Origin of the sequence: Sphingobium scionense (assembly GCF_014197035.1) — a bacterium.
GTDB classification, from domain to species: domain Bacteria; phylum Pseudomonadota; class Alphaproteobacteria; order Sphingomonadales; family Sphingomonadaceae; genus Sphingobium; species Sphingobium scionense.
Genome location: NZ_JACIEU010000011.1, coordinates 38,715 through 62,449, shown reverse-complemented (window position 1 = coordinate 62,449; position 23,735 = coordinate 38,715). Strand labels below are relative to the sequence as shown.

Sequence of the window (23,735 nt, the reverse complement as noted above, 5' to 3'; positions counted from 1 at the left end):
TTGGAAAGATCAGTTCAGCGGATTGCTGGTCGAATAATCGGCGATGACAGCCGTCTCGCCCTTGCCGGCCGCCTGCGCGGCGGTGATGAAGATATCGTCGGTGATCAGGGGCTCGGGCTCGATCCATTCGGCCAGGCCGCCCAATGTGCGGTCCGCCTCGATCGCGTCGCCGATCGCCGCTGCCATCTCGTCCAACACCTTCCCGCGGCTGTCGGCCGACGTGGGATAGGCAGTCAGTTCGATCGGGATTCGGTGCGAATAATGATAGGTCAGCAGGCCAAGCGTCACTTCAGGATCGCCCGGATCGCCGCTGCGTATCACCACGCGGCCGCCAGGTGCCAGGCGCGTTGGCGCCGGGTCTTCGTCATCCAATACCATTACGTCGGCGTTGGGTAGGGCGATGGCGGCCAGCGCCCTCAGCGCGGCGATGACGTCGTGACGCTTGGACATGGGCCCTCAACTCAGCAGGGAAACGAGGTAGCGGCCCGCACGATCTGCGGCGGCCTGCAGGTTCAGCCGCAACGGCATCTTCGCCTGGCGGACGAGGACGAACATGAGGACGCGCTTCACTGCGCGCGGAGCCATCCCTTTGCGCCCCTTCAGTCGGCCAGCGCTTGCCTGCCGGAAGCCCCTGCCGTTATTTGCGCCAACGACGTCGATCAGCGCCAGCAGGGAGCCTCGCTTGCCCTTTTGGATGATCAACTCGCTGTTGAAAGTCAGTTCGACTTCCTCCGGTGACATGCGAGTGCCGCGCGCTCGCTTTCCCAGGCTGGAGGCGTAGCTGCCGGATCGCCGCCGCGGCGGGACATTCTTGGTCGGAATCCATAGATAGCCTTCGCCGTCTACAGGGCGGATCGTCACTCCGCGGGAAAAGGCATCAACGATCTGTGGAGCTTTCGACCAGACGAACCCCGCTGGTCCTAGAGAATGTCCGTTCCTGGGATAGACTTGGCTCCGCCACGTCTTTGCCAGCCTCTGACCCATGCCAGCACTCAGGACGTCATTCCGCAGCAATTCCTTCAGATAGTCAGTGGCCTCAGCCATCGCTGCGGTCACATCACGGCCAAGATCCTCTATCGCAGCCCGCTCGATTTCCGCAAAATCGGGCATCGTGACTTTGATATCGAGCATATCAGGCCGGCTGTGTCGGGCAGGTCCAGCTCAGCCCTTCATTATCGAGCAGGCAGTCGCCATTGATGCGGAAATCGCCGGCGGCGATGGATATGACGCCATTATGCTCGGGCATGTCGACGTCGCTGCGAAAGATGACGAAGCTATGCTTGTCCATCACCAGCTCACCGTCGTCGCTGATCTCGCTGGGCTGGCTGTGGATGACACGGATATCTTCCACAGCAGGCCCTGACGGTGGCGAATATCGGCCCGCGACCGACGCGGCCGACGCGCGCAGCGTGGCCATGCCGGTCGCGAACGGATCAGCCATCAGGCTTCAGCCGGAAGGGCCGTGCCGTTGAGGCGAACGCGGCCGATCACTTCGCCGGCGGTGTTGCCGACCGCCAGCAGGGCGACGCCGATCAGGGTGTTGCCCGATGCGACAGTGGTGCAGCGCCTGTTGGTATTGTCCCAATAGATCAGCGCGCCGACCGCCCATGCCTGGGTGCCGATCTTGGTCAGGTCGAAAACGCCGTGCGTCTTCCACTCGCCCTCGGCGCCATTGGCATAATCGGCGCAGGCCACCGCAAACAGCTGGCCGATCAAGGCGCCCTGGCCCGACGTGCGCGCATAGGGCGCGTTGGCGGTGATCGTACCGCCATCCTGTACGAAATTCTTCATGGAGATGCTCCCGAAAGGAGAAGGGGGAGGGGACGGTCAGGCAACCGCCCCCGAGCTCGATCAGCCGCCGTTCTTGTAAAGGCCGCGGTGGTCGATCGTGGCCGCCGCGAAATCGAGGCTGGCCTTCAGTTCGACGCCGTCGACCGTGAAGCCGATCCGGCTCGACAGCTGAACGCCCTCGGCACCTTCGAGATAGGTATATTCGATGGTGTCGCACTGCTCGTTGCCGGCAGCCATGTACCAGGCGGTGGTCGACGCCGCGTCCAGCACCGATTCCACGATCGGCTCGACCGCGGTGCGGCCGCCGGCGCGGAATTCGTTGGTGTCGGTCTGCTTGGCCGGCACATACTGGCTCGACGTATACTGATAGGCCAGCTGCTCCTGGGTGGCCGGCACGATCAGCCAGCGCGGCGCCAGATTGAGCTCTTCCTTCTGCAGGCCCTTCTGCAGACGCATGGCAGTGCGGCCAGCGCCCAGCGTGGTGGCCGAGATGGGGCCGCCGGCGCCGGCCAGATTGCCATGGTCGGCGTGGAACAGCGCCGTGGTATCGTAACTCATCGTCGGATTGGCGGTGAGCTGCGAATAGACGGTGCGGTTTTCCAGGCGGGCGGCCGATCCGGCAAAGCCGGTGGTCATCCGTTCCAGCGCGCGCAGATCGTCGTTGATCAGCGTCTGGCGGGAAATCCCGATGATGCGGCCGTAGGTGACGACGGCATAGCTGACCTTGCCGTCGCTGATCGTGCCATATTTGAACTCACCGGCCTCGTTGACCTTCAGCAGGTCGGGCATGGCCGACGTCTGGATGACGTCGATCGAGCGGAAGTCCGGCGCGTTCGGCGCGCGGCGTGCCCAGCGACGATAGCTGGGCTGATTTTCCTCATAGGCGGCACGCAGGCGACGGTTCATCGCATTGCCCATCAGCGCCGGGAAGTCCGACGTGCTGTGCAGCGCGCGCTCGGCGATCTCATGGGCGGTCATGCCGCGCATCGAAATGCCGCTGGAGCCCAGATATTCTTCCGCCATGCGCAGCAGGCTCATGCCGCGGAAATTGCGCGCATCCGCCGACAGTTCGCTGCCGGGCGACATGCGGTGGAACAATGCATCGCCCATCGCGCGTGCCATTGTCACGCCGTTGCCGGCACTGGCAGGGACACGATTGGCGGTGCGGACATTGCTGTCGCGCTCAGCGAAGCGACGGCCGATATCGGCCATCAGGGCGTCACGGGTGAACGGGTTAGCCTCGTGCCGCTCGATCAGCTCGAACACGGCATCGGTGTCCAGGCCGGCGTTGGTGCCGGCGGTGCGGATAGCCTGCACCGTGACGGCATCGGCCTGGCGCTGGGCGGGCTCGATGGCAGGCGCGGGTGCTGGCGCCGGCGCGGCAGGTTCGGATCGGGTCGTCTGTGCCGGTTCCACCGATGCGGCGGGATTGGCAGCAGCAGCTGCGGGGGCGGCCGCAGCCGCGCCGCCGGGGAGGTTGCGTCGCATATCGTCTTCCTCTTGGTTTCCGTGCGAAGGGTTTTGGGGGGCTGATCGAACCACGGCGTTCGGATCGGCAGGAACGGGGACGAAACTGGCCTCGAGCAATTCCCAGGCGACAGCGCGCCAGGTCTCATGGTCAGTGTCGTCAGTGGCGGTGATCTGCCATTTGGTGACGCGGTACCCGATGGAGATCGCACGGATCTCGCCGGCAGCAACGCGCGCCTCGATGTCGCGGCCCGCTGGCGTATCGGCGAACTGCAGGACACCGATCAGCTGACCGTCCTCGATCCGGACGGAAAGGACACGGCCGATCACGCCGTCGAGCTGATACTGATTATGGGTGTCGAGCAGCGGACAGATGCCGCCAGTCACGCGGGCGAGGTCGATCGCCTCGGCGCTGATCTCCAGCTCTTCGGTGAACCAGTAGCGCCGGACAGCGGAACCCGCCGACAGCACCGCTTCGACGGTCCGGGCAGCGGAATCATAGCTGTCGGGCGTGACCGCCAGGCTGCGGTTACCCCGGCCGCCCGTCATGGGCTGCCGCCTTTCCTCCGGATCGCCGCCTTCCGCCGGCGTATTGCGGGTGAGGACGCCGCCGCCGATCAGGTTGGCGGCAATATCCAGCAGCGCTGTCGTACGGGGGTGGCGGTGGATCAGCGCGGTCAGGCGGCCACGTGCGGGCGGCGGCGCCGGCGGCACCTTGCTTTTGTCGTTCATGATGTCTCCGAAGGTCAGGCCGCCGCGGCGGCATCTTCATCCTTGGCGCTGGCGGCCTGGTCGTTGTCGGGCTTCGCCTGGTTCAGCACCTTGCGGGGGTCGCCATCGAACATGAAGTCGGGGCCCAATATCTCGCCCATGGCCTTTATGTCGTCGGCCAGGCGCTGCAGATGCTCGACATAATCCCAGCCTCGCTCTTCCACGAGCTCGCTGAGCGTGACCTTGCCCATGCGCAGGTTGGCGAGATCCGCCTTGGCATCCTTGTCTGGATCGACCGAAATGAAGCCCGGCGGCGTATGACGCCATCCGCCCGGGATGGCGCTCAGCAGCCCAGCGGCCAAAACGGATTCGGTGAAGCGCGCCACGATCGGCCGCGATGCGCTGTGGATGAAGGCCCATTGTCGACGCTCGGTCCGGCGTCGAAAGCCATGACCGCCCGCACGGAAGCTGGAATAATTTACCCGGCTGAAATCACCGGTCGCCTGCTCGAACATCACGCCGGCGGCCGCAGCGCTCTCCCGCAAATATTGCGTGGCCATGGCATCAACGCCGGAATCGCCCGGCACATTGTTGAAGGTGATTTCCTCGCCCGGCCGCAGCCGCTGCAGCAGACCCGGCTCCATCTTCTGCGTCTGGGTGCCGTTGGGCGTCTTGCCCGGCTCGGTGCCGACCTGAATATCGCCATCCTGGCTGGTGATGAAGCCGACCATGCAGGCTGCGATGCGTTTGCGCACCAACTCCGCCTGGAAATAGCTGCGCAGATCCTGCAGCGTCAGGATCGCCGGCGCCAGCACCGGCATGCCGCGATCCTGCCCAGGCCGAAGCTTGTCGAACAGATAGACCAGCTCATTGGCGGGCACCCGCTCGCTGGTCATACTGAACGCGCGCCAGCTCGCCACGTCGCCGGGATGGGCGGGCAGCAACCAGAATGCGACGCGGCGGCCCTCGCTGTCATATTCGATGCCGCGATCGATCCAGCCGCCGTTGGCGGTCGTGCCGGTCTTCATCACGTCGATGAAATCGGGCTCCAGCAGCTGCAGCTTCAGCGGTGCGCGCGTGGCAGAGGCATCGAACTGCTGACGTCGAAACCGTACGATCGCCGATCCGCTTTCGCGCTGCGCCTTCTCGGCCGACCAGCACAGGCCATTCAGGTCCTGGTCGCCGTCAAAGTCGCATTCGTCGACAAAGCCGCTCCACAGATCCTTGACCCGCTTCAGGTTGCGGCCCTTCAGGCCGATCGGTGCAGACACGATCCCGGTACCGACAACATGGTCGGCAATCGTCTCGACGATCTGCAGCGCATAGCCATTGTTGCGCACCAGGTCGCGGGATCGATTGCGCACGACCTCCTCGGCCGTGGCGATCTCCGCATTGGCGCTGCCGCCAGCAGCCTGCCAGCTGGCGGTGCGATGGTCGCGCTTGGCGCCATCATAGGCGCGCGCGTGAATGTCCATCGCCCGCCGGGCCTGCATCCGGCGCATGCCGGATACGGGGGACAGCCAGCCAATCGCGGAATCGAGCCACGTCATCAGAAGCTGGCCAGGAACCCGCGCGAATTACCGCTCGATGCCGGCGTGACCTCAGCCTGCATGATGGTCAGCGTCTCCCGCATTTCGGCAAGTGTGCGATACTGGACTTCACGACCGTCGGCGTAACGTACGCGCAGCGCGCCGGTGGCGATGGCCTTCTTCAGTTCGTCGATGTCAGCCTGGGTGAACAAGGCAATCTCCTCTACAGCCAGCTGCTCTCGCCGCCGCCAATCCATCCGCCGCCACGATCGCCCCAGCCTTGCGGCTCGGCGCTGGTGATGACGGGCTCGGGGGTCCATCGTGCCGCGACTTCCGCGACACGGTCATTCAGTCTGAAGCCGAAGTGGATCAGGCCCTGCAGCGCGGCATAGGCATTGACCCGGCAGTCCAGCGCCTCGTTGGCCTTGCCCTTGGGGCACTCCCAAACGGTGAACCGCTTGCCGGCCGTGATCTTCAGCGCCAGCCGCTCGACCAACAGCTGTTCATACCAACTCAATTCGCGCCGGGCGTGGAAGTGGCAATAGCCCGCGCCCGGCTCGGTCAGCGCCAGGCGTGACCTGATCGTGTCCTTCGCGGCGTTGGTGCCGACGATGACGGGCTTGTACTGGCCTTTCTTGCGGTTCGTCGGCTTGACCGTTGGCCAGACCGGCTGCCGCGCACCACCACGTTCCGATGCACCCTTGGTCGCCCAGATCTTGCGGCCCAGGCGCGCGCGCGAAAAGCGATAGACCTCCTGCGTCCGGTGACCACCGGAATCGATGCAGGCGGCTTCCACCGTGAACTCGCGGCCATCTGCCCGGCGGAACCGGCGCAGCAGCTGCTCGTCCACACGATCCCAGAGCTCCTCCTTCGACGTGTCGCCCTCGATGACGACATAGCCGATCGACCAGCTTTCCTCGTTCGTGCCCCAGCCAGTAAACTCCAGTTCGACGCGATCGTCCTGTGTATCGCCGCCAACGGTGATGACGCCGACGCCGTCCGGAACCTCGCCCGGCCATTGCTCGGCGCGCGATGCCAGCGCTTCGGCTTTCAGATCCTTGCCCGTCGCGCGGCGATGGGGGCGACCGCGCTGCGTGTTGTCGAACACGACGCGCAGATCCGGATCATCCTTGGCTGCAAGCCATTTGGCCGCCTGTTTGGGCGGCGCGTCCTTTGGCCAGGGCGAAAACAACTTGCCGGCGGTGAAGCTGGCATGCTCATTGTCCACCGCCCAGCTGCCGCAGTCACAGCAGCGGGCCCGATAGACGGCGTGACGATCGCTGCTCCACCAATCCCAGATTGCGGCGACCGGATCTGCAGGCCTCGCCTCCTCCGGTGCCTTCCATGCTTCCACATAGGCGGCGGCAGGATCCTGATGCTTGCCGCAGCACAGAAATGGCCGCGTCTGATGCCAGCGGGTCGTTGCCAGCGCCTTCAGTCGCTCGCCTTCGCTCCAACCGGTACCGCATGCCTCGCAATAGATCTGCGCGGTCTTGGGGAAGTGAATGCCGCTGTCGGCGTCCTTGTCCCAATGAACGTGGCGAAAGAACTCCAGAAAGTTGCGGTGGCCGCAGTGCGGGCATTTGACGGATGCCTGCCGCTGATCGCCGTCCAGGAAGCTCGCCTCGATCCGGCTTTCGCCCTCGATCGTCGGCGAACATGCCCGCACAGACAGGTAATTGGCAAAGGTCGCCTGGCGCTCATCGCCCAGGCCAATCGGATCGCCCTCGCGCGTGATGACATATTTGTCCGTCTCGTCGTACATGGTGATACGGACGGGGCGGCGGGCCAGATTGTCGGGAGAGCCCGCGCCCACCATGGCGAGGAAGCCGCCAGGGAACGCCTTGTAGGTCAGCGTCTCGTCGGCCGACCGGCTCTTTTTCGATCCGACCAGCTCGCGCAGGACGGGGGTAGACCGGATCAGCGGCCCGATACGCTCCTTGCTGAAGGCCTCGACCGCCTCATCCTTTGGCTGCACCAGCAGCATGGGGCAGGGGTCGAGGTGGGCATGGAAGCCCGTGATATTCTCGATGAAGGCGGTCTTCATCAACTGGGTGCATACCATCAGGGTGATGACATGCACGCCCGGCTCTGTCGCCGCGAGCATGGGCCCGCGCGACGCTTCGACGGTCGACGTCCGCCATTTGCCCGACGTCGATCCAGCCTCCTTCGCCAGCCTGCGATATCGGTCCGCCCACTCCGGCACGCTGATGCGCGGCGGCGGCGTCATGCCGCGGCGCCACGATCGCGCTAGGCGCTCAGCTTTCTCTTCCGGCAAACTCCGGGTCGGGTTCGCCAAGGTCGTTGAGCAGCTGCTGGACATGTTTATTGAGCGTCTCCACGACCGGATCGGCGGAAACGCCGAGCTCGGCCGCGATCAACGGCCCCACGCGCACAGGCCAGTTCATCCAGGCGTCGCGAAATTGCCGTGCCTGTTCGAACAGGACGGCCTCTGCCACCTCCAGATCGACGACATCGCCGGCGTCGCGGCGCATCGCCAGCAGATGCTTGCCGGCCAGCGCATTCTCTTTGACCATCTCGGCCGCGCCGGTGATCGCGAACCGTCCTGCCAGAACCGCGGCTATGAAATCTTCGTCGCCGAGTTCCGCCAGCGCCATAGCGGAGCTGATGGTGTCCGCTGTCTTGGGTGCGGACTTTTTCGGTTTGTCCGCACCTTTGTCCGCACCAGGGGCGGCCTTCCTGTTGGCCTTGCGCCAACCCGTTCCCGCCTGGGAAGCGTCAACCTTCCCGTCTTCGGAAACCCGCAGTTTTCCTTGCTTTATCGCCCTGCGGACAAGCGCTTCATTGCACCCATCAAGGACAGCAAATTTCCGAATGGCGACGAAGTCTTCATCTGCGGACATTTTGGTGCGGACACCTTTCACAATCCGTAGCTGGGCACTTCATGAGCCTTTGCTGCCCGTGATTCTCGGGTGGGGGAAGGACCCAGACCGGGGGGGAGGGGGTGGCCCCCCGTCCGGCTCAGGCGATCAGGTTGGTGACGTTGGTGCGAACCCGCGCGGCCCTCTCGGCCTCGCTCACGGCCTCTGCGGCAGAGGCAGAGGCCTTTTCCGCTTCGAGGCGCAGTTGAAGGGCTCGGTTCGAGAGGTCGTCAGCCTTGGCGTTCTGCGCCGCTTCTGCAAGCGCCAGACGATCAGCGACCTTTGTCAGGACGGATACGATGCCATCGACGGATTTGGTGGGGAGAAGCAGGGCGATGAGACCTGCGATGATGCTGGACGCGTTCATTGTGTCAGTCCTTCTGATCTGCCGGCGTGCCGGCTAAAGCTGCGTTGATAGACGTCTCGACCCTGCCCAGTGTCGGCTACGCCTCACGAACGGTCGTCACGCTGAGATCGGCGATCACGCCATCGCCTGACGCTTCGACATTGTGGACGTCCATATTGACCAGCACGAAGCCCGGGACATAGAGCGCATCATCGTCCAGCGTGTCGAGCCAGGCGCGATTGGCCGCGCCCTCGACCTGCATGGAGATGGCATGATCGACCAGATCATAGCGCGGATGGTTCACCGGTGTTGAGCCATCGCCAATGAAGTCGACGGTGCATCCGGCCATCTCGGCCGAGCGCTCCAGCTCGCGCTTCAGCCGGTCCATGGCCATCACCACGAAGCTCATCCCGCCGACACGTCGATCGTGATGCTGGTCCAGGGCGCCTGTGTGTTGGCGCGCTGATACATGCGGATGTAGCGCTTGGAGCCAACGATGCGGAAGCTGTCGCGGATCGCCTTCATCCCGTGCAGCCACCGCTCGTCGGTGATGTCCAGGCGGAGCAGCGAGAACAGATCGCTGCGGTTGATCCGGCCCTGGCTGTCGACGGCAAAGGCGCGGTTGATGATCGCGCGGATCTCGATGCGGCTGTCGGCCGACCATTCGCGCAGGCACTCATCGACGATGCCTTTGGCGACCTGCAACTCGGGACCGAACTCGATGGCCTCTGCCACGGCCACGACGATCTTGAACAGGCCGTCATAGCTGGTGAAGGTGAGGTTGCCCTTCGATCCGCCACGCTTGGCCTGATATTCCTGCTCCAGCAGTTCGACGAACTCGTCGACATCGTCGAAGCTATGCTGGCGAAACCGCGCGACCTGGGCAGAGAGGGGGAGGGCAAATCCGACGATCTTGCGGACCAGCTCGTCCTGCAGCTTGTCGGCCGACTTGACCGCGCCGTCGGGGATCAGCCCGCCGTCAGCGTTGGTCCAGTAGATCGCGCCATCGATCTCGCGGCGCCCGGGCGGGGGAGACACAGCGCCGTCGCCGGGGGAAGCGCTCGCTGTGCCGCCGGGAGATACGCCGGTCATGCGCAGGCGCTCCCGGCGATGCGCTGGGCGGTTGGACAGGCGGGGTGACCAGATTGCGATCGCGCAACGTGGCCAAGCAAGGCGCGCATCAGCTTCTTGCCGACGCGCATCTCGCCCTCGCCCTGGGCAAGCCGGTGCAGCTGGGCGAGATCCTGCCCGTTCACGCTGCAGCTGCCTTGCGCAGGTCCACGATGCGCGGCCAGCGATAGCCGATCGGCTCCATCTCTGGTTCGGGGCTCAGGATCAGCCCGCCGCGCGCGACGCGCATCGGCCGCTCAATGCCCAGTGCATCCTTCATGATGCGATAGGGCGTGCGACCATAGCCGCGCGCTTTCAGGCCGCGGATCTCCATCCGGCGGGGGAGGCTGCTCATGGGCTTTCCTTCAGTACCAGGCTTCGGACTTGTTGCCCTGCGTCCGCCGATAGCGCGGCTTTCCGCTCGAAGGGGGCGACGATGGAAGCGGCGATGGCCCGGGCCCGCTCTTCCAGGTTCGCCAGACGATCGTCGTGGCGGCCACGGTGGGGCAGCAGGGCATCGTGGATCAGCCGGTCCAGCGCATGGCTGGCATTTTCAAGGCTTTCAGGGATCGAGGGCCGGGGGGAAGCTCGATCGTTCGTGGCCATGGCGGGCCTCCATCGACGCAAAAAGCCCGCCGACCTGGGGGATCGACGGGCTCTGGACGCAGTTCATGCGGGGTCGGATTTGCCAGTTACGTGGCCATTTGGGGAGGCTCGTTTTCGTAACGGCCCGCATTTTCTTCAGCGATTGACAAAATGTACCATATATGGCACATGCAAGCCGACCGGGCAGTGGTCCGGGTGTATGCTCAGATTGAGCAGAAGGTAACCGCGGCAATAATGCCGCAAAACCGCGGCGATCCCGCCGCATGTAATGGAGGACCGTATGAGAAAGAGACGATGTTAGGAGCCAAATATGTACCAGGTGGTGTTTTATCGGACTGCAAGCGGTAACGATGTAGTCCAGTCATTTCTTCGCAACTTACCCAGTGACGATAAGAAGGCGGTTGGCGCAGACCTCAAGACATTGCAGTTCGGATATCCCATTGGGATGCCGCTCTGTAGGTCATGCGGCCCTAAGCTTATGGAGCTTCGCAGCTCTTTGCCTTCCAAGCGAGAACTTAGGCTTCTCTGGTTTTTCGACAAGGCATCACAGCAGATTGTGGTCGTGCATGCCTTTATTAAGAAAACCCAAAAAACGCCAAATCAGGATCGCGAACTGGGGGAAAAGCGCAGGAGTGAATGCGAGTAGGAGTATAGAATGGTGGAAACAAGGGATCGGCTTGATCCCCGCGAATTTTCGTCTCTCGACAGCTGGCTGGATGAGGAAGGCATTCGTGAAGAAGTAACCGCCGTGGCGATTAAGCGTGTAATCGCCCATACCCTTCGTGAGGCAATGAAAGAACAGGGCCTCACGAAGGCTGCCATGGCATCTAGAATGCAAACCAGCAGAACCCAGCTTGATCGGGTGTTGGATCCCAACGAACATAATGTGACGCTTGATACGCTCGCACGCGCTGCGAACAGCATTGGGCGGAAGCTGGTGGTGGAACTGGTTTAATTCAGTTCCGCCCCTTTTTCAGTCATACTGGTACCCGCGACTTGAGCGGTGCCGCCTGCGCTTCACTGCTGACAAGTCGGCCTATCCGCCTGACTGTCGAACCGCGTTCCTAGAACAGGCCCGCCTGCGCGGCGGCAACATCCGCCTCGCTGACGTCCCGGCGCACGTGCATATGAATCCGCGCCCACAGGTGAAGCCCATCGACCAGCATCTTGCGGGCCCGGCGTACATGCATGCCATGGGCGGCTGCGGCGCGGACCAGGCCGACATCATGCACGATGACATCCAGCAGCATGGTGGCGCCGGCGCCGATCTGCGCGCGCCAGCGGGAATAGGCCATCTCGCTCCAGACGGCGCCGAGTGCTTCGTGAAAGGCATGATCATGGCGGGCGTCGTCGATCCGTGCTTCCAGGCTGCAGGTCCGAACGTTGGCCACGGCCATGATCCGCTCGGCCGCCGCCGCTATTTCCTGTGACCAGGCCAACTCGTCATCCGACAGATATCCCGACGCGTGCAGTCGCGCGATCGCGCCGGCACGGCGCTGTCGATGCGCCTCATGCGTTTCTGGCGTCCCCGCATTTTTGTGATGCCATCGGTCGAGCAGCTTCGCGCGCGCCTTGCGGAAGCCGCGCTCCTCGATCGCGCGCGCGGGATGGCGCCCCGCCCACGCGCGCCGGCCCATCTCCGCATGGCTCAGCCCTTTATAAGGACCTTCCTTTATCAAATTCCCCGTCATGCCCGTCCCGCTCATCAGATTGGCCGGCACCATGCACGCACGGGTGCGCGGGCGGGAGGCTCGCATTCGTAACGGTATCTGCGCTGACGACCAGGCGGCCGTCCTGGTCCAGGTCGATCAGGGGTGTGCCCGGCGGGTTGATGATATAGCCGCGTGCTTCCAGTTCTCGCAGCACCATGTCCGCATGATGGCGCGAAGGGATGGTACCGCCCTTTTTGCCGGGCGTGCGATGAACCAGCTGCTCGCGCTCCAGCTTGCGGATTGCGTCCTGTACGCGCGCCTTGTTGGTGTGGCATGCGGCCGCGATCGCGGAGAGCGACGGCCCGGAAAGGTAGCGATCATGATAGTCGCAAAGGAACCGATAGACCTGATCTTTCCGGCTCGGCATGTCCGGCGCCAGGCGGACCGCCTTGATCTCCATGCTCCACGCCTCCCTGCTTGCGGGAATGTATGGAGGATACGCTTGAAAATCCAGTAAGTCGGCCGTCTCAGATCAATGCTGGGTTGAAACGCCGGGCTGTGTATCGCCATCGGATGCGATCCGCTTGAAAAGCTCGACGATAGACATCGGGCAGAACTCGGGAAGGGTGAAGATGACGCGTTTCACCACTTGGAATTTCGGCCCCTCAGCCAGTCTGTTTGCTTTCAGCCAGGGAAGCTTTGCGACCACGCGTTCTTCCAAGGGGTGAGCGGGATATTGCGCCATTGCTGTCGGCACTTCGATGCTTCGCCCATTTCGGTAGAGGACCTTTGTGATGTCCCCGGCCTTGTCGAAGCCAAGTGTGTCATATGCAATGACGTCAGCCAACTGTTGTAGTTCCGAGTCAGGGCATTCTGTGACTTGGGTAATCCTAGGGTGGGGTTCTGGGAATTTGCGCTCATAGATCGCGAGCAATGCGAGCAGCAGCGGATCCAGAATTACGTTTTCCAGCGCATAATGCGTGCCTTCGGCCAGCACGAACACGGGGCCTTGGTCTTCTGCTTTCAAATCCCAGTCGACGACACCGTAAACATTCCCCTCGGTGACACCATGTACGGCGCTGACGATCTTTCTCACAATCGCGCAACCAGTGTTGATGTCGGTTTCACCGACTTTGACGTCCTCGGTCGAAGGTTTGATCTTAAGTCCGCAACTGGAGAAAACGAGGTTCCGGGGCAACCCAAGGTCAGCGGCCAGTACGCCGTGCAGTTCATTGAGAACCATTGTATCGACGTCGCTTTCGGTGAAAACCTGTCGATTGGCATTGACGTTGATGGATAGCGTCGGAATGCCGAAAGTCAGTTTTCTTATGGCCGTCTGGCGGTCGATTTTCTGAGGCGCGGTAACACCTTCCAGCTTCTCATAGATGCAGTCGCCCGGAGCAACGGCAACGGTGGTGGGGGTGTGCGTGGCGATGATGCATTTTATTCCGCGCTTCAGCACGAACTCTCGGTGGATCGCTTCCAGCCATGTTTGCACCATCGGGGGGTGTAGGGACGCGTCGACTTCGTCGAGCAACAGCAGCTTTGGATGTGCCTTCCTCATCGACCGCGGATCTCCCTGAAAGAAGGACAGCAGGAAGCGCAGGATTGTCGTTTCGCCCGATGAGAGGCTGCTGATGTCGACCATGGCGCCGGTCTTTGTATGTCTCAGACGAAGTGGCCACTTATCAGATTTTATTAGATTGGTATCGTCATTATGAGGAATTGTGTAAGGCAAATTAAACTGCTGCATCAATTCAGATAGCTCATCTGCTGGGTTTGGCCCGTATTTTTTTATAAACTCTTCATTCGTTAGGGCGGGCTGGCCACGGTGTCGCGCGTATCTCACTGTGTGAATGTCATTTTCTAGCTCAAGAACGTTGTATCTATGGAGGACGTCGGCAAAATTAATTTCCAGTGAATTGACATCTATTCCTTCTACGTAAATTGAGAAGTCGTCATACTTTACGTCGAAAACTGAACATTGGAGTGTTTCTGCTGTCGCGCGCAGAGCACTATTGAATTGGGCTGAGGCATGATCGTAGCGCGCGCCTCTGCCAGGGAACGCATTTTCGGCCTCTGTGAAGGCGTCTCGTACAGCATGTTCTGCGTCTTCCACTTCAAAAGCTGTTATGAAATGTTCAGGGCCAAGGCTCCATTCGTCCCAATCTTCGGGAAGAACCTTGTCATCGGTAGCGAGAATTCCTGTTAGGATGCGACGAGGCGTACTGAGCGCTGAGGACCGCCGCGCATCGAAGCTTGCCTGGTCCAATCTGAATTCTGGCGGAGGGATTTTCTGCCATTTAGCAAGATCCGACACTCCAGCGATCGAAATTGCCATGCTATCCAGCATGACAACGTCTTTGAGCTTTCCTCCAGTTTTAACATCGAGATCTTCAACGGAAATATTTCCATGCATTATACTCTGCAGGAGCTGGCTTTTGCCTGATCCGTTCGGTCCAATAATCACCGTAAAATCGGGAAGTTCAAAAGGATCGCTGCATTTGATGGATCGATATGATTTAGAGCAAATTAGCTTCAAGTCACTCCCTCCCCTGTTGGTGTGAGTTGCGCAGGCTCGCTGGATGATAATCTTCTGAATGCGTAGTTATGCAGCTGGTATCGACGGCGGTAAAGTGTGGTTGATCATGGCAGTGGATCCAGCATCTCCAGGATCCGTCCGCGCACGGCTGAAATGGCGTCGGCGGCGTCATCCGTCCGATCCTCCCAATCTTCGCCGCCCAATGTGCGGGCGACCTCCTCGACGATCGCAGCATGATCGCTGACGGCCGCGCGAATGATCGCGTCGATTACACGGACCATGCGAAAACTCCCGTCGATCTCGACGGAGGTGCCATGACTGCTCACGCTTTCGTCGCCCAGCTGCCGGCGCAATTCGTCCAGCGCCGCATCGGTTACCTTCTGTCGGAAGTCATCCATCGCGATCATCCTCCTGTTGAACTGGTTCGACCCGGCCGCCCTGGTACCGGCCTTCAACGCTCGAAATAGCGTGACCGCGCGAGGATGGCCTCGCCCTGCGCGGTAAGGATGTCGCCGCCCAGCAAGGTGCGGATCAGATTCTTGTTGATCAGCTCCGCGCGAGATCGGGGCGCGATAGCCAGGCCGCGCTTGACGCGGTGAAGCGCAAGCAGATCTTCGTCGGTCAGCCGCAATTGCCTATCCATGCTCGCTGCGCCTCCCGCGACAGGAAAGGCAGGGGCCGATATCGGCAAGGGTGCCGCCGCCGCTCACAGCAGCTTCACCGCCACGACCAGCATGATCAGGATCAGCGAAGCCACAACCATGCCGCCGCTGAAGATTTCCGGCCGCCTCATTGGGGGGCCGTTTTGATGGACAGGATTTTTCGCTGGGGCTTGGTGGCGTGCTCTGCCGCGTCCGCCTTTTGCCCGGTTGCTATTCCCCCCTCATTTCGGTCGGCGCAATCACCCCTTTGCTTGATGATGTCCGCCAGATCCCCGTTTTCAACAGCATGATCCCCCGATCTGCTCACCTATTTTCTCCCGCTTGAATCTGATCGTTGATGACGGCTTACTGCGGTCGGTCCGCCTCCGGATCTATTCCCGCGGCAATGAGACTTCTTTCGAGCTCCAGTTGTTCTTTCTTCCGTTCATCTCTCGGTGGAGAGGAGGTGGTCGCATAACTCCCTTCCTTTGCTTGTATCGAAGGCTGCTGCACGGAAGCTCGATGCTTCGGTTCGATATGCTGATCCCTTTTATTAGATCTATCCGCACCGACCGTTGGGCCTAAGCTTACGCTGCTGCGCAGTTCGCTATGGCCAGCGCTTCGAGCAGCGTTATCTGCGGCATCGATCGCTGAGTTCATGGCCTCGTCTGCAGCCCGCGCGGCATTTTCAGCTGCACTTTCAATATTGATCTCATCGGGCACGGTCTGCCTCGTCACTCCCGTAATTCCAAAAACGACCAGAACAATCACCCCGACAACGATCACGCCACCTATGATACGCTTGTTGCGCTCAACTTCATCTGGAAGAGGGGAAATGTGACCATTCGCATCCGCAACAGGACTTCTCTGATCTGGCGCAGCTAGTGTGCCCGCGACATCGTCTCTTTCTGCGACTGTTGGCCTCGCAGCTGCATTGCCACGCAGCCGACCGTCCAATACCCCGCCAACAAGCAGAATGCAGCCACCCAAGAAGAGCATCCCTCCACCATGGAATACAAGCTCCCGTAGTTGTGCGCGCGGCATGTTGTAGGTTGCCGTGGAGCGGCCGGAGCCGACGAGGGAGCCGCTATATGGCATCGTCACCATTTCTGGGGTGGTGACCGTCGACGGCATGAACATCAGCGCGAAGGCAGCGATCACAAAGCCAATGCCGATTAGACCTAGTCCGCAATACTTCATCCGTCCCCCCAACATCGATGCGATGGATGCCGTCGCTCAAGCCTTAGTCTTGGGAGCTTGGAACTCATGACCGCAATGTTTGCATACCAGTGCATCCGGTTTCACCAACTCGGCGCAACGTGGGCATTTCTTGCTGTCACCGGCGGCGATTTTGGCGGCATCGGCTTTTTGCTCGTTGCCCATGAAGAATGCTGCGATAATTCCAAATGGGCCGAATAACAGACCGACTACAAAGCCGATGGGGCCACTGCCGCCTTTGCTAGAGGCAATCATCGCCGCGATCCCGCCGCAGACGAGCCAAACAATTACGAACTCCATTTCCCCCACCCCTATGATTTAATGGATGCGTGTCATCGTTCCTCGCCGTTATCCAAGCCAGGCTCGCTGTCTTCCCCCCGATAACCCCGCGAGGGGGCATGCACCGTGTCTGACGGCGTGCCACCTCCCGCCATCGACCGCGCTATTTGCAGCAGGGCGCGGCGATCGGCCGGGGCGAGGTGACCGAAGTGTTCCATCATTTCCCGAGATTCAGAATCCGCAGCAGGGGGAGCGGGCGCATCCTCGTTTGGATCATCGACCTCGCCCTCTAGGTAGGCTGGCGTCGTCCCCAGTTCGCGCGCAATGCGATGCAGATAGCGCGAGCCGCTACTGGCACCTTGGAATAGCTTGGCAATCGTCTGTTGAGAGACGCCCACGCGCCGCGCCAGTTCTGCTTGGGAGATCTGGCGCTCTCCCATCACATCTCGCAGGCGGTCAGAATAGATCATCGCGCGATTTTACACCCGTGGTTGTGGCACGAAATTGAATTTGTGCTCTTGACTGGCCATCAACCTAGGTTGTAACAACCCTGTATGAATCAGAAATCACCCATGGTTGTTACTGCGCCTCGCATTGCTGAGGCTTTGGGGTCGCAGTCGGCGCTCGCCAGGCTTTGTGGTGTGAGCCAGCAGTCCGTATCTAAATGGGTGCTGCGCAATAAGGAGCTTCCCGCCGAACATGTTCTCGCCGTGGAACATGCCACCGGCATTTCGCGCCACGATCTGCGCCCGGATATCTACCCGCGCGAGGCCAGCGCCGCTGCCGGCGACGATCGTATCGAAGGGGTGCGGCCATGAGCTCACCCTTCACGCCCGAACAGGAAGCGCGCTTGGTCGAGCTCATCCGCGAGCACTGCAAGCCTTACGATGCGGCGCTCGACGTGGTCATGGCTGTGACTGAGCTCTCGCGCCAGGCGACTGTGTCGCGCAGCTGGCGCTTTGGGGTCACGCGGTCGGATCGTCCAGTCGAAGATGCTGGTGGAGATCCGAAATGAAGCGGCCCACCTCGCCCTCTTGGCCGCTGCCTTGCGCAGCCACGGCGATCTGCTTGCAGGTTTCATCGAAATGCTCGCGGCTGATCGCGCCGGTGCGGACCAGCCCTGCCAGTACGCCGCGCAGGATGACTGCTGTCGCCTTGTCCATGAAGTTTGCCTTTCGTGTGGTTGTGGCATTTCACACGATAGCCGGAAGGGGCCGGGCGTCCAGCCCGGCCCTGGAAGGTCCAATTTCTCTGCGCGCGCGCCGTTCATATTCCGGCGCTATCGCCGCTGCACCGCCCCGTCTCGGGCGTTCGCCGCACGCTTTTGCCCGCTTCCTTACCCCCGGCTCCCGACGTCGACCCGACTTCGCCGGGCAAACTGCCGCCGCCGGCACTGATCTGAATAACCGTCCGGCGGCGGCTCTTCTCTTTCCGATGGGGCGCGCCGGTCGCTCCGGATCTGCTGCAGCCAATCTGGTCGATGGCGCGCGGTCCATCCCCTGCCTTCGGGTCGCACCTTTGCGGGGAGCCGGCAAATCATGACCCTGTCACGTCCACCCTTGTCCCTGGATGCCGCGCTGGCGCGCATCGCTGGCCAGCTGCCCGGCGATTGGGAAAGAATGGCCGCGCTGACCGGCTATCAGAAACGTACCGTCCAGAAATGGGGGGCGTTCGATGTCGCCTCGGATGAGGGGGAGGCGCGGGACATTCCGATGCGCGCCGCCATCGTCCTGGATATCGAATATCGCCGCGCCGGCGGCGCCGGTCGCCCCATCTACGACGCCTATGGCTATCTGCTGGGTGTCGACGAGGAAGAGCGTTTTGCCGATGCCTTCGACATCCTGCGCCACGCGGTCGATGTCGTGCGCGAAGTGGGCCAGGCCAAGGCCGCCCTGCTCGAGGCCGCTTTGCCCGACGCGACCGACGCCGATCGGCGCGATGCGCAGCGCGAAATCATCGAAGCGATCGAGGCGATGAAAGCCGCGCTGCTCAATCTGGAGCGGCAGACGCCGCCGCGCCTGGTGGCGCCGCCGTAAGGCGCGACCAGCGGCCCCCGCCGAAACGAACCGCCACCAATGCCCGGCCGGCCCGATGCGAATGCGCGCTTTCGGGAAGGCTTTTCTGTCGCCCGGAGTATCGTCATGAAAACCGATCGCCTGCTGCTGTCTGAGTTTCGCGCCGCCCTCCATGACATGGACAGCGACCTGATCGGCGTACGTCTGAATATCTGTCCCGGCGCCCGCTCCGCAGCGATCGAGCGGGCACGTGCCCACCTCCGCGCAGCAATCGGCGAACTGACCGACGTCATGGCTGGTCCGCTGCTCGGGGATCGGACGGCGGCATGATGACGCCGGGCAGCTATCTCAAACTGCGCCGCCAGGCGGCGGGCCTGTCGGTCGACGATGTCGCCGGCCTGGTCCATACCGCCCCGCATCTGGGCGCCTTCGATCGCTCCGCCTGGATCGGGCGGATCGAAAGCGACGTCGCCGCCATCAGCCCGGATGTCGTGCGCGCACTGGCGTCCGCTTTTCGCTTCGATCGGCGTGTGCTGCTGCGGCTGATCGATCTGCGCAGCTACGGCACCGATATCGGCGTCACCCCGCGCATCTGCGCAATCTGCGCCTGCAGCGACGCCGATCCGTGCCTGGACGAACAGACCCACCGGGCCTGCGCCTGGGTCAGTGCCGATCTCTGCAGCGGCTGCGCGCCCACCGCGAAAGAGGAGACCGCCCGTGCGGCCTGAAACCATCCATCCCATGGGCTGCGAATGCGGCCGTTGCAACGCGCCTCGCCGCCATCCGCTTTATCAGCAACCGGTCGTCGATCCGCGTGACATCGATGCCGCGCGCAAGGGGCTGATCGCCGGGCTCTGGGTCGGGGGCATCCTGACCGCCAGCAAATTTGGCCCCTCCATCATCGACTGGATGACGTCGCGGTGACCATGTCCCTTTCCCGTCAGGATATGCAGTCCATCGAACGCGTCAGCCAGGCAATGTCGTCCGGCTTCATCATGGCCGGCAGCACGATCATGCTGCCCTTCGCCAATGATCCGCAAATCAGTCCGCTCGGCATGCTGCTCGGCATCGCCCAGGCGCACATCGATGGGCTGGCATCCGCGCTGACCACGCTCGAGCCCGAAACCCGCGAAAACATCATCGCCACCGTCCCGCAGCAGCTGCGGGCGATTATCGAAAGGACGCAAGGATGAGCGAGGGCAATATCGCAGCCGACCAGCTGCGCCTTCTGATCGAGCGCATCGAGCGCCTCGAGGAAGAGAAGAAGGGCCTCGGCGACGACATCAAGGACGTCTATCTGGAAGCCAAGGCGACCGGCTACGATGCCAAGATCATGCGCCAGATCATCCGCCTGCGTAAGATGCAGCCGCATGATCGCCAGGAGCAGGAGGCCATCCTTCAGACCTATCTCGCTGCGCTGGGGATGGAATGATGGGCGCAGCGTCCGAAATCCTGCCGCCGATCGACAGCGCGCCGCTCGAGCCCTTCGCCATCCCGATCCTGCTGGACGAAGAGGGCTATGCCTGGATCCCGCACGGCTTTCGGGCCGGCTTGTTCATGTGGATGCATGTGGGCGAGGGGGCGGCCATCGGCTGGGCGCCCATCCCTGAACTGGACAAGGCCCTCGTCACCATCTGGGGCGGCAACCCCTTCGCGCCCACGGACGAGGCGATCGCCTTCGTCGTCAGCCGGCGCGGCCTGCGTGGCATCATCGACATGCTGACGTCGATCGAGCGGCAGATGGAGCCGCACCCATGAACGAGCCGCGTACCGACAGCAACTGGAGCTTCTGGCTCATTTTTGCCGCCACCTTGCTGCTCGCCGGCATCGGCGGCATGTGGCCCCTGATCGAGGCTTGCCTGCTGTGAAGCGGTCGCCGGCGCCTTCCTGCGGGTCCTGTACCCTTTGCTGTACGGTGATGAAGGTCACCATGGCGAACAAGGTCAAGCCGGCGCACAGCAAGTGCGAACATTGCACCGATCGCGGCTGCGCCATCTATGCCGATCGGCCGGAAGTCTGCGCGACATTCGAATGTCTGTGGCTGGCGACACAGCAATCGCCGGCGCTGGCGCTTCCCGCCGCGATGCGGCCCGACCGATGCGGCGTCGTGATAGATTTGAATTGCGCCGGCACACTGCTGGCGCACTGCGCCTATCCTTCATCCTGGAAAAGGGCGCCGATGCGACAATGGCTGCTCTCCTTGGCCAGGGGCGGACATAATGTCTTGCTCGACAGCAATGAAGGCACCGCGCTGCTGCGCGCGGACGGTAGCACGCTCGCCCTGCGCTGTATCGGCGTCGATCCTGTGTCCAACAACAGGGTCTATGTGGCGGAGAGCGCGATATGAGCCCCGGACCGGTCTCGTCCAGCCATACCGGCCCTGCCGATGATGCGCCCTATGTGCCGTCCTGGTGCTACCCACGCGGTCCCAGGCAATGCCCCTGCGGCCACCATGAAGGCTATCATAACGATGTCGGGGCATGCCTGCTTGCGGCCACCTGTGCTTGCACGGGGCTGCCGGACCATTGCCGCTCTTCCGATGAGGAGATGCGGCCGTGAAGACTGCCGCCCTCTGCAGCTGCGCGGCATGCCATGCGCTTGACGCCGAATATCCGAACGATGGACGCCAGCTGGCTCTGGTCACCTGCCCGGAGCCGACGCTGATCGCTTCCCACCCCGATCGCTCGCCTGCCACTCCCCCCATTCGCCGGCAGGCGATGCGACCCCGCGCCGGGCGAATGCCCTGTCCCGGCGCGGGGAAACTTTCCCGTCAAAACCTCCCCACCAAGGAGAATCCATCCAGGAGAAGTCCCATGCCCTTTACGACAATGACGATCGGCGAGCTATGTGTTTCGCCCTATAACGTCCGCACCAATGAAGCGGACGCCAATGCGATCGCGGGGATGGCGGAATCGCTTCTCAACCGCGGTCAACTCTATCCCCTCGTCGTCCATCCCATGCCCGGGACCAAGGGCAAGAAAAAGCAATGGGGGGCGCTCGCTGGCGGCCGCCGCTATCGCGCCTTCAGCATGCTCATCACCCAGGGCAAGCTGCCGGCAGATCATCCCATCGATGTCATCGTCCGCGACATCACCGACGAAGGCGAATTGCGCGAGCTCAGCCTGGCTGAAAATATCGTTCGCCGGGATCTGCGTGATTATGAGAAATATGCGGCCGTCGCGATCGCGCATGCCAAGGGGCGCAGCTTCCAGGATATCGCCGACACCAACGGCCAGACCATTGAGGTCATCCGCCAGTGGAACCGGCTGGGCAATCTGGAGCCCACCATTTTCGCAGCGCTGGAAGCGGGCCAGATCGGGACCAGGCACGCGATGGCATTCGGTGCGACCAGCGATCACCAGATGCAACTGCGCGCCTTCGACATCTTCATGCAGCGCGGCGATCGCGATCAACCCCATGCGCCTGGCATCATCCGCAAGCTGCTGAAGGTGGGCGATAGCGAGCAGGCCAAATATCTGCGCTTCGTTGGCGAAAAGGCCTATGTGGACGCTGGCGGCCGATATGAGCTCGACCTGTTTGCCGATCAGGCGGAAGAGCGCGGTTGCGTCCGCGACGAGGCGCTGCTCCTGCAGCTGGTCGACGCGAAGCTGACCAGGCAAAAGGATCTGCTGCGCCTGCAGGTGGCGAACCATAGCCCCGGCCGGGATTTGCGGTTTGAGGCACATCCGCCGCGCGACGCCAATTTTGGCGGCCCCGCCCGCGATCTGGAGATCGTTGCCGAACCTGCGGCGGCACATCCCGACGATGCCGATCGGGCCGAGCATATCCAGAACGAGATGATCGAACTGGAGAAGCGCGCGGAGCTCCTGCTCGCCGATCCCGCACTGGACCAGGCGGCGAAGGACAATGCGATCGCGACGATTGATATCGACTATGATCCGCTTCAGGCGGAACTGGCGGCGATCGACGCCCGCCGTCTCCTGGTGCTGCCGGCGGGCGACGTCATGGCGACGCTCGATATCGAGCAGGATGGCAGCCTGGAAACGCGCTTCTGGTGGGCCAGCCGCAAGGCGAAGCGCGCGGCGGAAAAGCCGGCCGACGCGACCAGGCCGGTGTCGGCCGGTCCCATCGCCAAGCCGGAGGCCGCCGCGGCCATGCGCGAGATGATGCCAAAGCCGGCGCCAGGCGGTCGCGCGATCGACCAGAGCTACGGCTATGGTGAACGGCAGAAAGCGGACACGGCGATCCGGGAGGAGCATGGCCTTACGGCAGATGCCCTGCAGATCATGCGCAGCCTGCGGCGAGAGGTGTTGCGCAGCGTCCTTCTCGACGCCGCAGAGGCTGATGATGCCGTCGGCCGGGACTATGCGATGTGGAGCCTGCTGCGGTTCGAGCTGGCTGGCGGCTACGGGTTCGAGATCGGCGCCCGGCGTCTTTCCACCGGATATGAGCCTTCGATCGAGCATTCAGCGGCAGTGTTGCCCCATGTCGAGCGCTCGATCGCCGGCATGCGCTGGCGCAAGCAATTGTCGGACCTGCATGGCCATCCCAGCATGAGCGGGGACCTGGTCGACGCATTCCGCGCGTTCATGGCGGAAAGTGAGGGGTGGAAGCTGAAGGCCGGCGCCGTGCTCGCCGGGCTCATGCTGGAGCGGAGCCTGGGTGCGCCAGGCTATCAGATCCCCGTGCATGATCTGCTGGCCGATCGGACGGGCCTGAAGGACGCGGACATTCGCGCCTATGTCGAGCCGACGGAGGAACTGGTCGACTTGCTGCCCAAGGCGCAGCGCCTGGCGCTGGCGCAACCGCATGTCGACAAGACGGCATTCGGTACATGGGGCAAGCTGAAGGCGGGCGAATTGACCGCTCCGGTCACCCGCGCCCTGCGCCAGGCGAAGAACTGGGTTCACCCGCTGATGCGCTTCGATCGTCCGCCGGCGCCGGCACCGGCTGAGATGCGGGAGGCGGCGGAATGACGACGGATT

At 62.6% G+C, this 23,735-nt stretch carries 37 protein-coding genes; 13 read left to right on the top strand and 24 right to left on the bottom strand.

Features of this window, described 5'->3' with window-relative positions; all coding sequences use genetic code 11:
• Window positions 1-9: 9 nt before the first annotated feature.
• From GGQ90_RS14350 to GGQ90_RS14280, 15 genes are all read right to left on the bottom strand, one after another.
• A complete protein-coding gene (locus GGQ90_RS14350) occupies window positions 10-450 on the bottom strand; it encodes a hypothetical protein (RefSeq protein WP_188082771.1) in 441 nt (146 codons plus the stop codon).
• 6 nt (window positions 451-456) lie between these two features.
• On the bottom strand, window positions 457-1,131 hold the full coding sequence (locus GGQ90_RS14345; RefSeq protein WP_188082770.1) for a DUF6441 family protein: 675 nt from the start codon (window positions 1,129-1,131) through the stop codon (window positions 457-459).
• Between the two features lies 1 nt (window position 1,132).
• The gene (locus GGQ90_RS14340; RefSeq protein ID WP_188082769.1) at window positions 1,133-1,441 is read right to left on the bottom strand and encodes a head-tail joining protein; all 309 of its coding nucleotides are present in this window, start codon (window positions 1,439-1,441) and stop codon (window positions 1,133-1,135) included.
• Window positions 1,441-1,791 (bottom strand): DUF2190 family protein, encoded by a 351-nt coding sequence (locus GGQ90_RS14335; RefSeq protein WP_188082768.1) that lies wholly within the window; start codon window positions 1,789-1,791, stop codon window positions 1,441-1,443. Before GGQ90_RS14335 ends, GGQ90_RS14340 begins: the two co-directional genes overlap by 1 nt.
• 60 nt (window positions 1,792-1,851) lie before the next feature.
• Window positions 1,852-3,990, bottom strand: coding sequence for a prohead protease/major capsid protein fusion protein (locus GGQ90_RS14330; RefSeq protein ID WP_188082767.1), 2,139 nt, complete (start codon window positions 3,988-3,990; stop codon window positions 1,852-1,854).
• A gap of 14 nt (window positions 3,991-4,004) precedes the next feature.
• Window positions 4,005-5,519: a phage portal protein gene (locus GGQ90_RS14325; RefSeq protein ID WP_188082766.1), complete on the bottom strand. Its 1,515-nt coding sequence runs from the start codon at window positions 5,517-5,519 to the stop codon at window positions 4,005-4,007.
• A complete protein-coding gene (locus tag GGQ90_RS14320) occupies window positions 5,519-5,710 on the bottom strand; it encodes a phage head-tail joining protein (RefSeq protein ID WP_188082765.1) in 192 nt (63 codons plus the stop codon). Before GGQ90_RS14320 ends, GGQ90_RS14325 begins: the two co-directional genes overlap by 1 nt.
• Before the next feature lie 11 nt (window positions 5,711-5,721).
• Window positions 5,722-7,728: a phage terminase large subunit family protein gene (locus GGQ90_RS14315; RefSeq protein WP_188082764.1), complete on the bottom strand. Its 2,007-nt coding sequence runs from the start codon at window positions 7,726-7,728 to the stop codon at window positions 5,722-5,724.
• Between the two features lie 28 nt (window positions 7,729-7,756).
• A complete protein-coding gene (locus tag GGQ90_RS14310; protein WP_188082763.1) occupies window positions 7,757-8,362 on the bottom strand; it encodes a hypothetical protein in 606 nt (201 codons plus the stop codon).
• 118 nt (window positions 8,363-8,480) lie between these two features.
• Window positions 8,481-8,747, bottom strand: a complete 267-nt coding sequence (locus tag GGQ90_RS14305) for a hypothetical protein (RefSeq protein WP_188082762.1) — start codon at window positions 8,745-8,747, stop codon at window positions 8,481-8,483.
• 76 nt (window positions 8,748-8,823) lie between these two features.
• Entirely contained in the window at window positions 8,824-9,135 is a 312-nt protein-coding gene (locus GGQ90_RS14300) for a hypothetical protein (RefSeq protein ID WP_223178260.1), read from the bottom strand.
• Window positions 9,132-9,818, bottom strand: coding sequence for a DUF3164 family protein (locus GGQ90_RS14295; protein ID WP_188082760.1), 687 nt, complete (start codon window positions 9,816-9,818; stop codon window positions 9,132-9,134). Before GGQ90_RS14295 ends, GGQ90_RS14300 begins: the two co-directional genes overlap by 4 nt.
• The gene (locus GGQ90_RS14290; RefSeq protein WP_188082759.1) at window positions 9,815-9,982 is read right to left on the bottom strand and encodes a hypothetical protein; all 168 of its coding nucleotides are present in this window, start codon (window positions 9,980-9,982) and stop codon (window positions 9,815-9,817) included. Before GGQ90_RS14290 ends, GGQ90_RS14295 begins: the two co-directional genes overlap by 4 nt.
• Complete coding sequence (locus GGQ90_RS14285; RefSeq protein ID WP_188082758.1) at window positions 9,979-10,191, bottom strand: hypothetical protein; 213 nt, start codon at window positions 10,189-10,191, stop codon at window positions 9,979-9,981. Before GGQ90_RS14285 ends, GGQ90_RS14290 begins: the two co-directional genes overlap by 4 nt.
• The gene (locus GGQ90_RS14280) at window positions 10,188-10,442 is read right to left on the bottom strand and encodes a hypothetical protein (protein ID WP_188082757.1); all 255 of its coding nucleotides are present in this window, start codon (window positions 10,440-10,442) and stop codon (window positions 10,188-10,190) included. Before GGQ90_RS14280 ends, GGQ90_RS14285 begins: the two co-directional genes overlap by 4 nt.
• Before the next feature lie 310 nt (window positions 10,443-10,752).
• On the opposite strand from GGQ90_RS14280, the gene GGQ90_RS14275 reads away from it, so the two are divergent.
• Together GGQ90_RS14275 and GGQ90_RS29315 are read left to right on the top strand one after the other, a co-directional pair.
• Window positions 10,753-11,088, top strand: a complete 336-nt coding sequence (locus tag GGQ90_RS14275) for a type II toxin-antitoxin system RelE/ParE family toxin (protein WP_188082756.1) — start codon at window positions 10,753-10,755, stop codon at window positions 11,086-11,088.
• Window positions 11,089-11,097: 9 nt separating this feature from the next.
• Window positions 11,098-11,397: a helix-turn-helix domain-containing protein gene (locus GGQ90_RS29315; protein ID WP_188082755.1), complete on the top strand. Its 300-nt coding sequence runs from the start codon at window positions 11,098-11,100 to the stop codon at window positions 11,395-11,397.
• 109 nt (window positions 11,398-11,506) lie between these two features.
• Here GGQ90_RS29315 and GGQ90_RS14265 read toward each other — a convergent pair whose 3' ends face one another.
• The 5 genes from GGQ90_RS14265 to GGQ90_RS14245 form a co-directional block, all read right to left on the bottom strand.
• Entirely contained in the window at window positions 11,507-12,079 is a 573-nt protein-coding gene (locus tag GGQ90_RS14265; RefSeq protein ID WP_188082754.1) for a hypothetical protein, read from the bottom strand.
• Between the two features lie 19 nt (window positions 12,080-12,098).
• Window positions 12,099-12,554, bottom strand: coding sequence for a LexA family transcriptional regulator (locus GGQ90_RS14260; protein WP_188082753.1), 456 nt, complete (start codon window positions 12,552-12,554; stop codon window positions 12,099-12,101).
• 72 nt (window positions 12,555-12,626) lie between these two features.
• A complete protein-coding gene (locus GGQ90_RS14255; protein ID WP_188082752.1) occupies window positions 12,627-14,636 on the bottom strand; it encodes an ATP-binding protein in 2,010 nt (669 codons plus the stop codon).
• 104 nt (window positions 14,637-14,740) lie between these two features.
• The gene (locus GGQ90_RS14250; RefSeq protein ID WP_246428249.1) at window positions 14,741-15,034 is read right to left on the bottom strand and encodes a hypothetical protein; all 294 of its coding nucleotides are present in this window, start codon (window positions 15,032-15,034) and stop codon (window positions 14,741-14,743) included.
• Between the two features lie 53 nt (window positions 15,035-15,087).
• Window positions 15,088-15,279 (bottom strand): hypothetical protein, encoded by a 192-nt coding sequence (locus GGQ90_RS14245; protein ID WP_188082750.1) that lies wholly within the window; start codon window positions 15,277-15,279, stop codon window positions 15,088-15,090.
• Between GGQ90_RS14245 and GGQ90_RS29030 the strand changes: the two genes are divergently transcribed.
• Complete coding sequence (locus GGQ90_RS29030; RefSeq protein ID WP_223178259.1) at window positions 15,278-15,445, top strand: hypothetical protein; 168 nt, start codon at window positions 15,278-15,280, stop codon at window positions 15,443-15,445. The genes GGQ90_RS14245 and GGQ90_RS29030 overlap by 2 nt on opposite strands.
• A gap of 198 nt (window positions 15,446-15,643) precedes the next feature.
• On the opposite strand, the gene GGQ90_RS14240 is transcribed toward GGQ90_RS29030, so the two are convergent.
• The 3 genes from GGQ90_RS14240 to GGQ90_RS14230 all read right to left on the bottom strand — a co-directional run bounded on the left by GGQ90_RS14240 (window position 15,644) and on the right by GGQ90_RS14230 (window position 17,244).
• On the bottom strand, window positions 15,644-16,438 hold the full coding sequence (locus GGQ90_RS14240; RefSeq protein WP_223178258.1) for a hypothetical protein: 795 nt from the start codon (window positions 16,436-16,438) through the stop codon (window positions 15,644-15,646).
• Window positions 16,439-16,513: 75 nt separating this feature from the next.
• The gene (locus GGQ90_RS14235) at window positions 16,514-16,795 is read right to left on the bottom strand and encodes a zinc ribbon domain-containing protein (protein ID WP_188082748.1); all 282 of its coding nucleotides are present in this window, start codon (window positions 16,793-16,795) and stop codon (window positions 16,514-16,516) included.
• A gap of 32 nt (window positions 16,796-16,827) precedes the next feature.
• Window positions 16,828-17,244: a helix-turn-helix domain-containing protein gene (locus tag GGQ90_RS14230; RefSeq protein WP_188082747.1), complete on the bottom strand. Its 417-nt coding sequence runs from the start codon at window positions 17,242-17,244 to the stop codon at window positions 16,828-16,830.
• 84 nt (window positions 17,245-17,328) lie between these two features.
• Between GGQ90_RS14230 and GGQ90_RS14225 the strand changes: the two genes are divergently transcribed.
• Complete coding sequence (locus GGQ90_RS14225) at window positions 17,329-17,592, top strand: transcriptional regulator (RefSeq protein WP_223178257.1); 264 nt, start codon at window positions 17,329-17,331, stop codon at window positions 17,590-17,592.
• 147 nt (window positions 17,593-17,739) lie between these two features.
• On the opposite strand, the gene GGQ90_RS14220 is transcribed toward GGQ90_RS14225, so the two are convergent.
• On the bottom strand, window positions 17,740-17,937 hold the full coding sequence (locus GGQ90_RS14220; RefSeq protein ID WP_188082745.1) for a hypothetical protein: 198 nt from the start codon (window positions 17,935-17,937) through the stop codon (window positions 17,740-17,742).
• Between the two features lie 375 nt (window positions 17,938-18,312).
• Between GGQ90_RS14220 and GGQ90_RS14215 the strand changes: the two genes are divergently transcribed.
• The 9 genes from GGQ90_RS14215 to GGQ90_RS14175 all read left to right on the top strand — a co-directional run bounded on the left by GGQ90_RS14215 (window position 18,313) and on the right by GGQ90_RS14175 (window position 23,726).
• Window positions 18,313-18,810, top strand: a complete 498-nt coding sequence (locus tag GGQ90_RS14215) for a hypothetical protein (RefSeq protein WP_188082744.1) — start codon at window positions 18,313-18,315, stop codon at window positions 18,808-18,810.
• Between the two features lie 105 nt (window positions 18,811-18,915).
• Window positions 18,916-19,119 carry a hypothetical protein gene (locus GGQ90_RS14210; RefSeq protein ID WP_188082743.1) on the top strand — a complete coding sequence of 68 codons (204 nt, stop codon included), beginning with the start codon at window positions 18,916-18,918 and terminating at the stop codon, window positions 19,117-19,119.
• Window positions 19,116-19,517 (top strand): helix-turn-helix domain-containing protein, encoded by a 402-nt coding sequence (locus GGQ90_RS14205; RefSeq protein WP_188082742.1) that lies wholly within the window; start codon window positions 19,116-19,118, stop codon window positions 19,515-19,517. Before GGQ90_RS14210 ends, GGQ90_RS14205 begins: the two co-directional genes overlap by 4 nt.
• Entirely contained in the window at window positions 19,507-19,713 is a 207-nt protein-coding gene (locus GGQ90_RS14200; protein ID WP_188082741.1) for a hypothetical protein, read from the top strand. Before GGQ90_RS14205 ends, GGQ90_RS14200 begins: the two co-directional genes overlap by 11 nt.
• 23 nt (window positions 19,714-19,736) lie before the next feature.
• Complete coding sequence (locus tag GGQ90_RS14195) at window positions 19,737-19,982, top strand: hypothetical protein (RefSeq protein ID WP_223178256.1); 246 nt, start codon at window positions 19,737-19,739, stop codon at window positions 19,980-19,982.
• Window positions 19,979-20,221, top strand: coding sequence for a DUF2312 domain-containing protein (locus tag GGQ90_RS14190; RefSeq protein ID WP_188082739.1), 243 nt, complete (start codon window positions 19,979-19,981; stop codon window positions 20,219-20,221). Before GGQ90_RS14195 ends, GGQ90_RS14190 begins: the two co-directional genes overlap by 4 nt.
• Window positions 20,218-20,547: a hypothetical protein gene (locus tag GGQ90_RS14185; RefSeq protein WP_246428248.1), complete on the top strand. Its 330-nt coding sequence runs from the start codon at window positions 20,218-20,220 to the stop codon at window positions 20,545-20,547. Before GGQ90_RS14190 ends, GGQ90_RS14185 begins: the two co-directional genes overlap by 4 nt.
• A gap of 160 nt (window positions 20,548-20,707) precedes the next feature.
• Window positions 20,708-21,136, top strand: coding sequence for a hypothetical protein (locus GGQ90_RS14180; protein WP_246428254.1), 429 nt, complete (start codon window positions 20,708-20,710; stop codon window positions 21,134-21,136).
• 466 nt (window positions 21,137-21,602) lie between these two features.
• Window positions 21,603-23,726, top strand: coding sequence for a ParB/RepB/Spo0J family partition protein (locus tag GGQ90_RS14175; RefSeq protein WP_188082737.1), 2,124 nt, complete (start codon window positions 21,603-21,605; stop codon window positions 23,724-23,726).
• The last annotated feature ends 9 nt before the right edge of the window (window positions 23,727-23,735 follow it).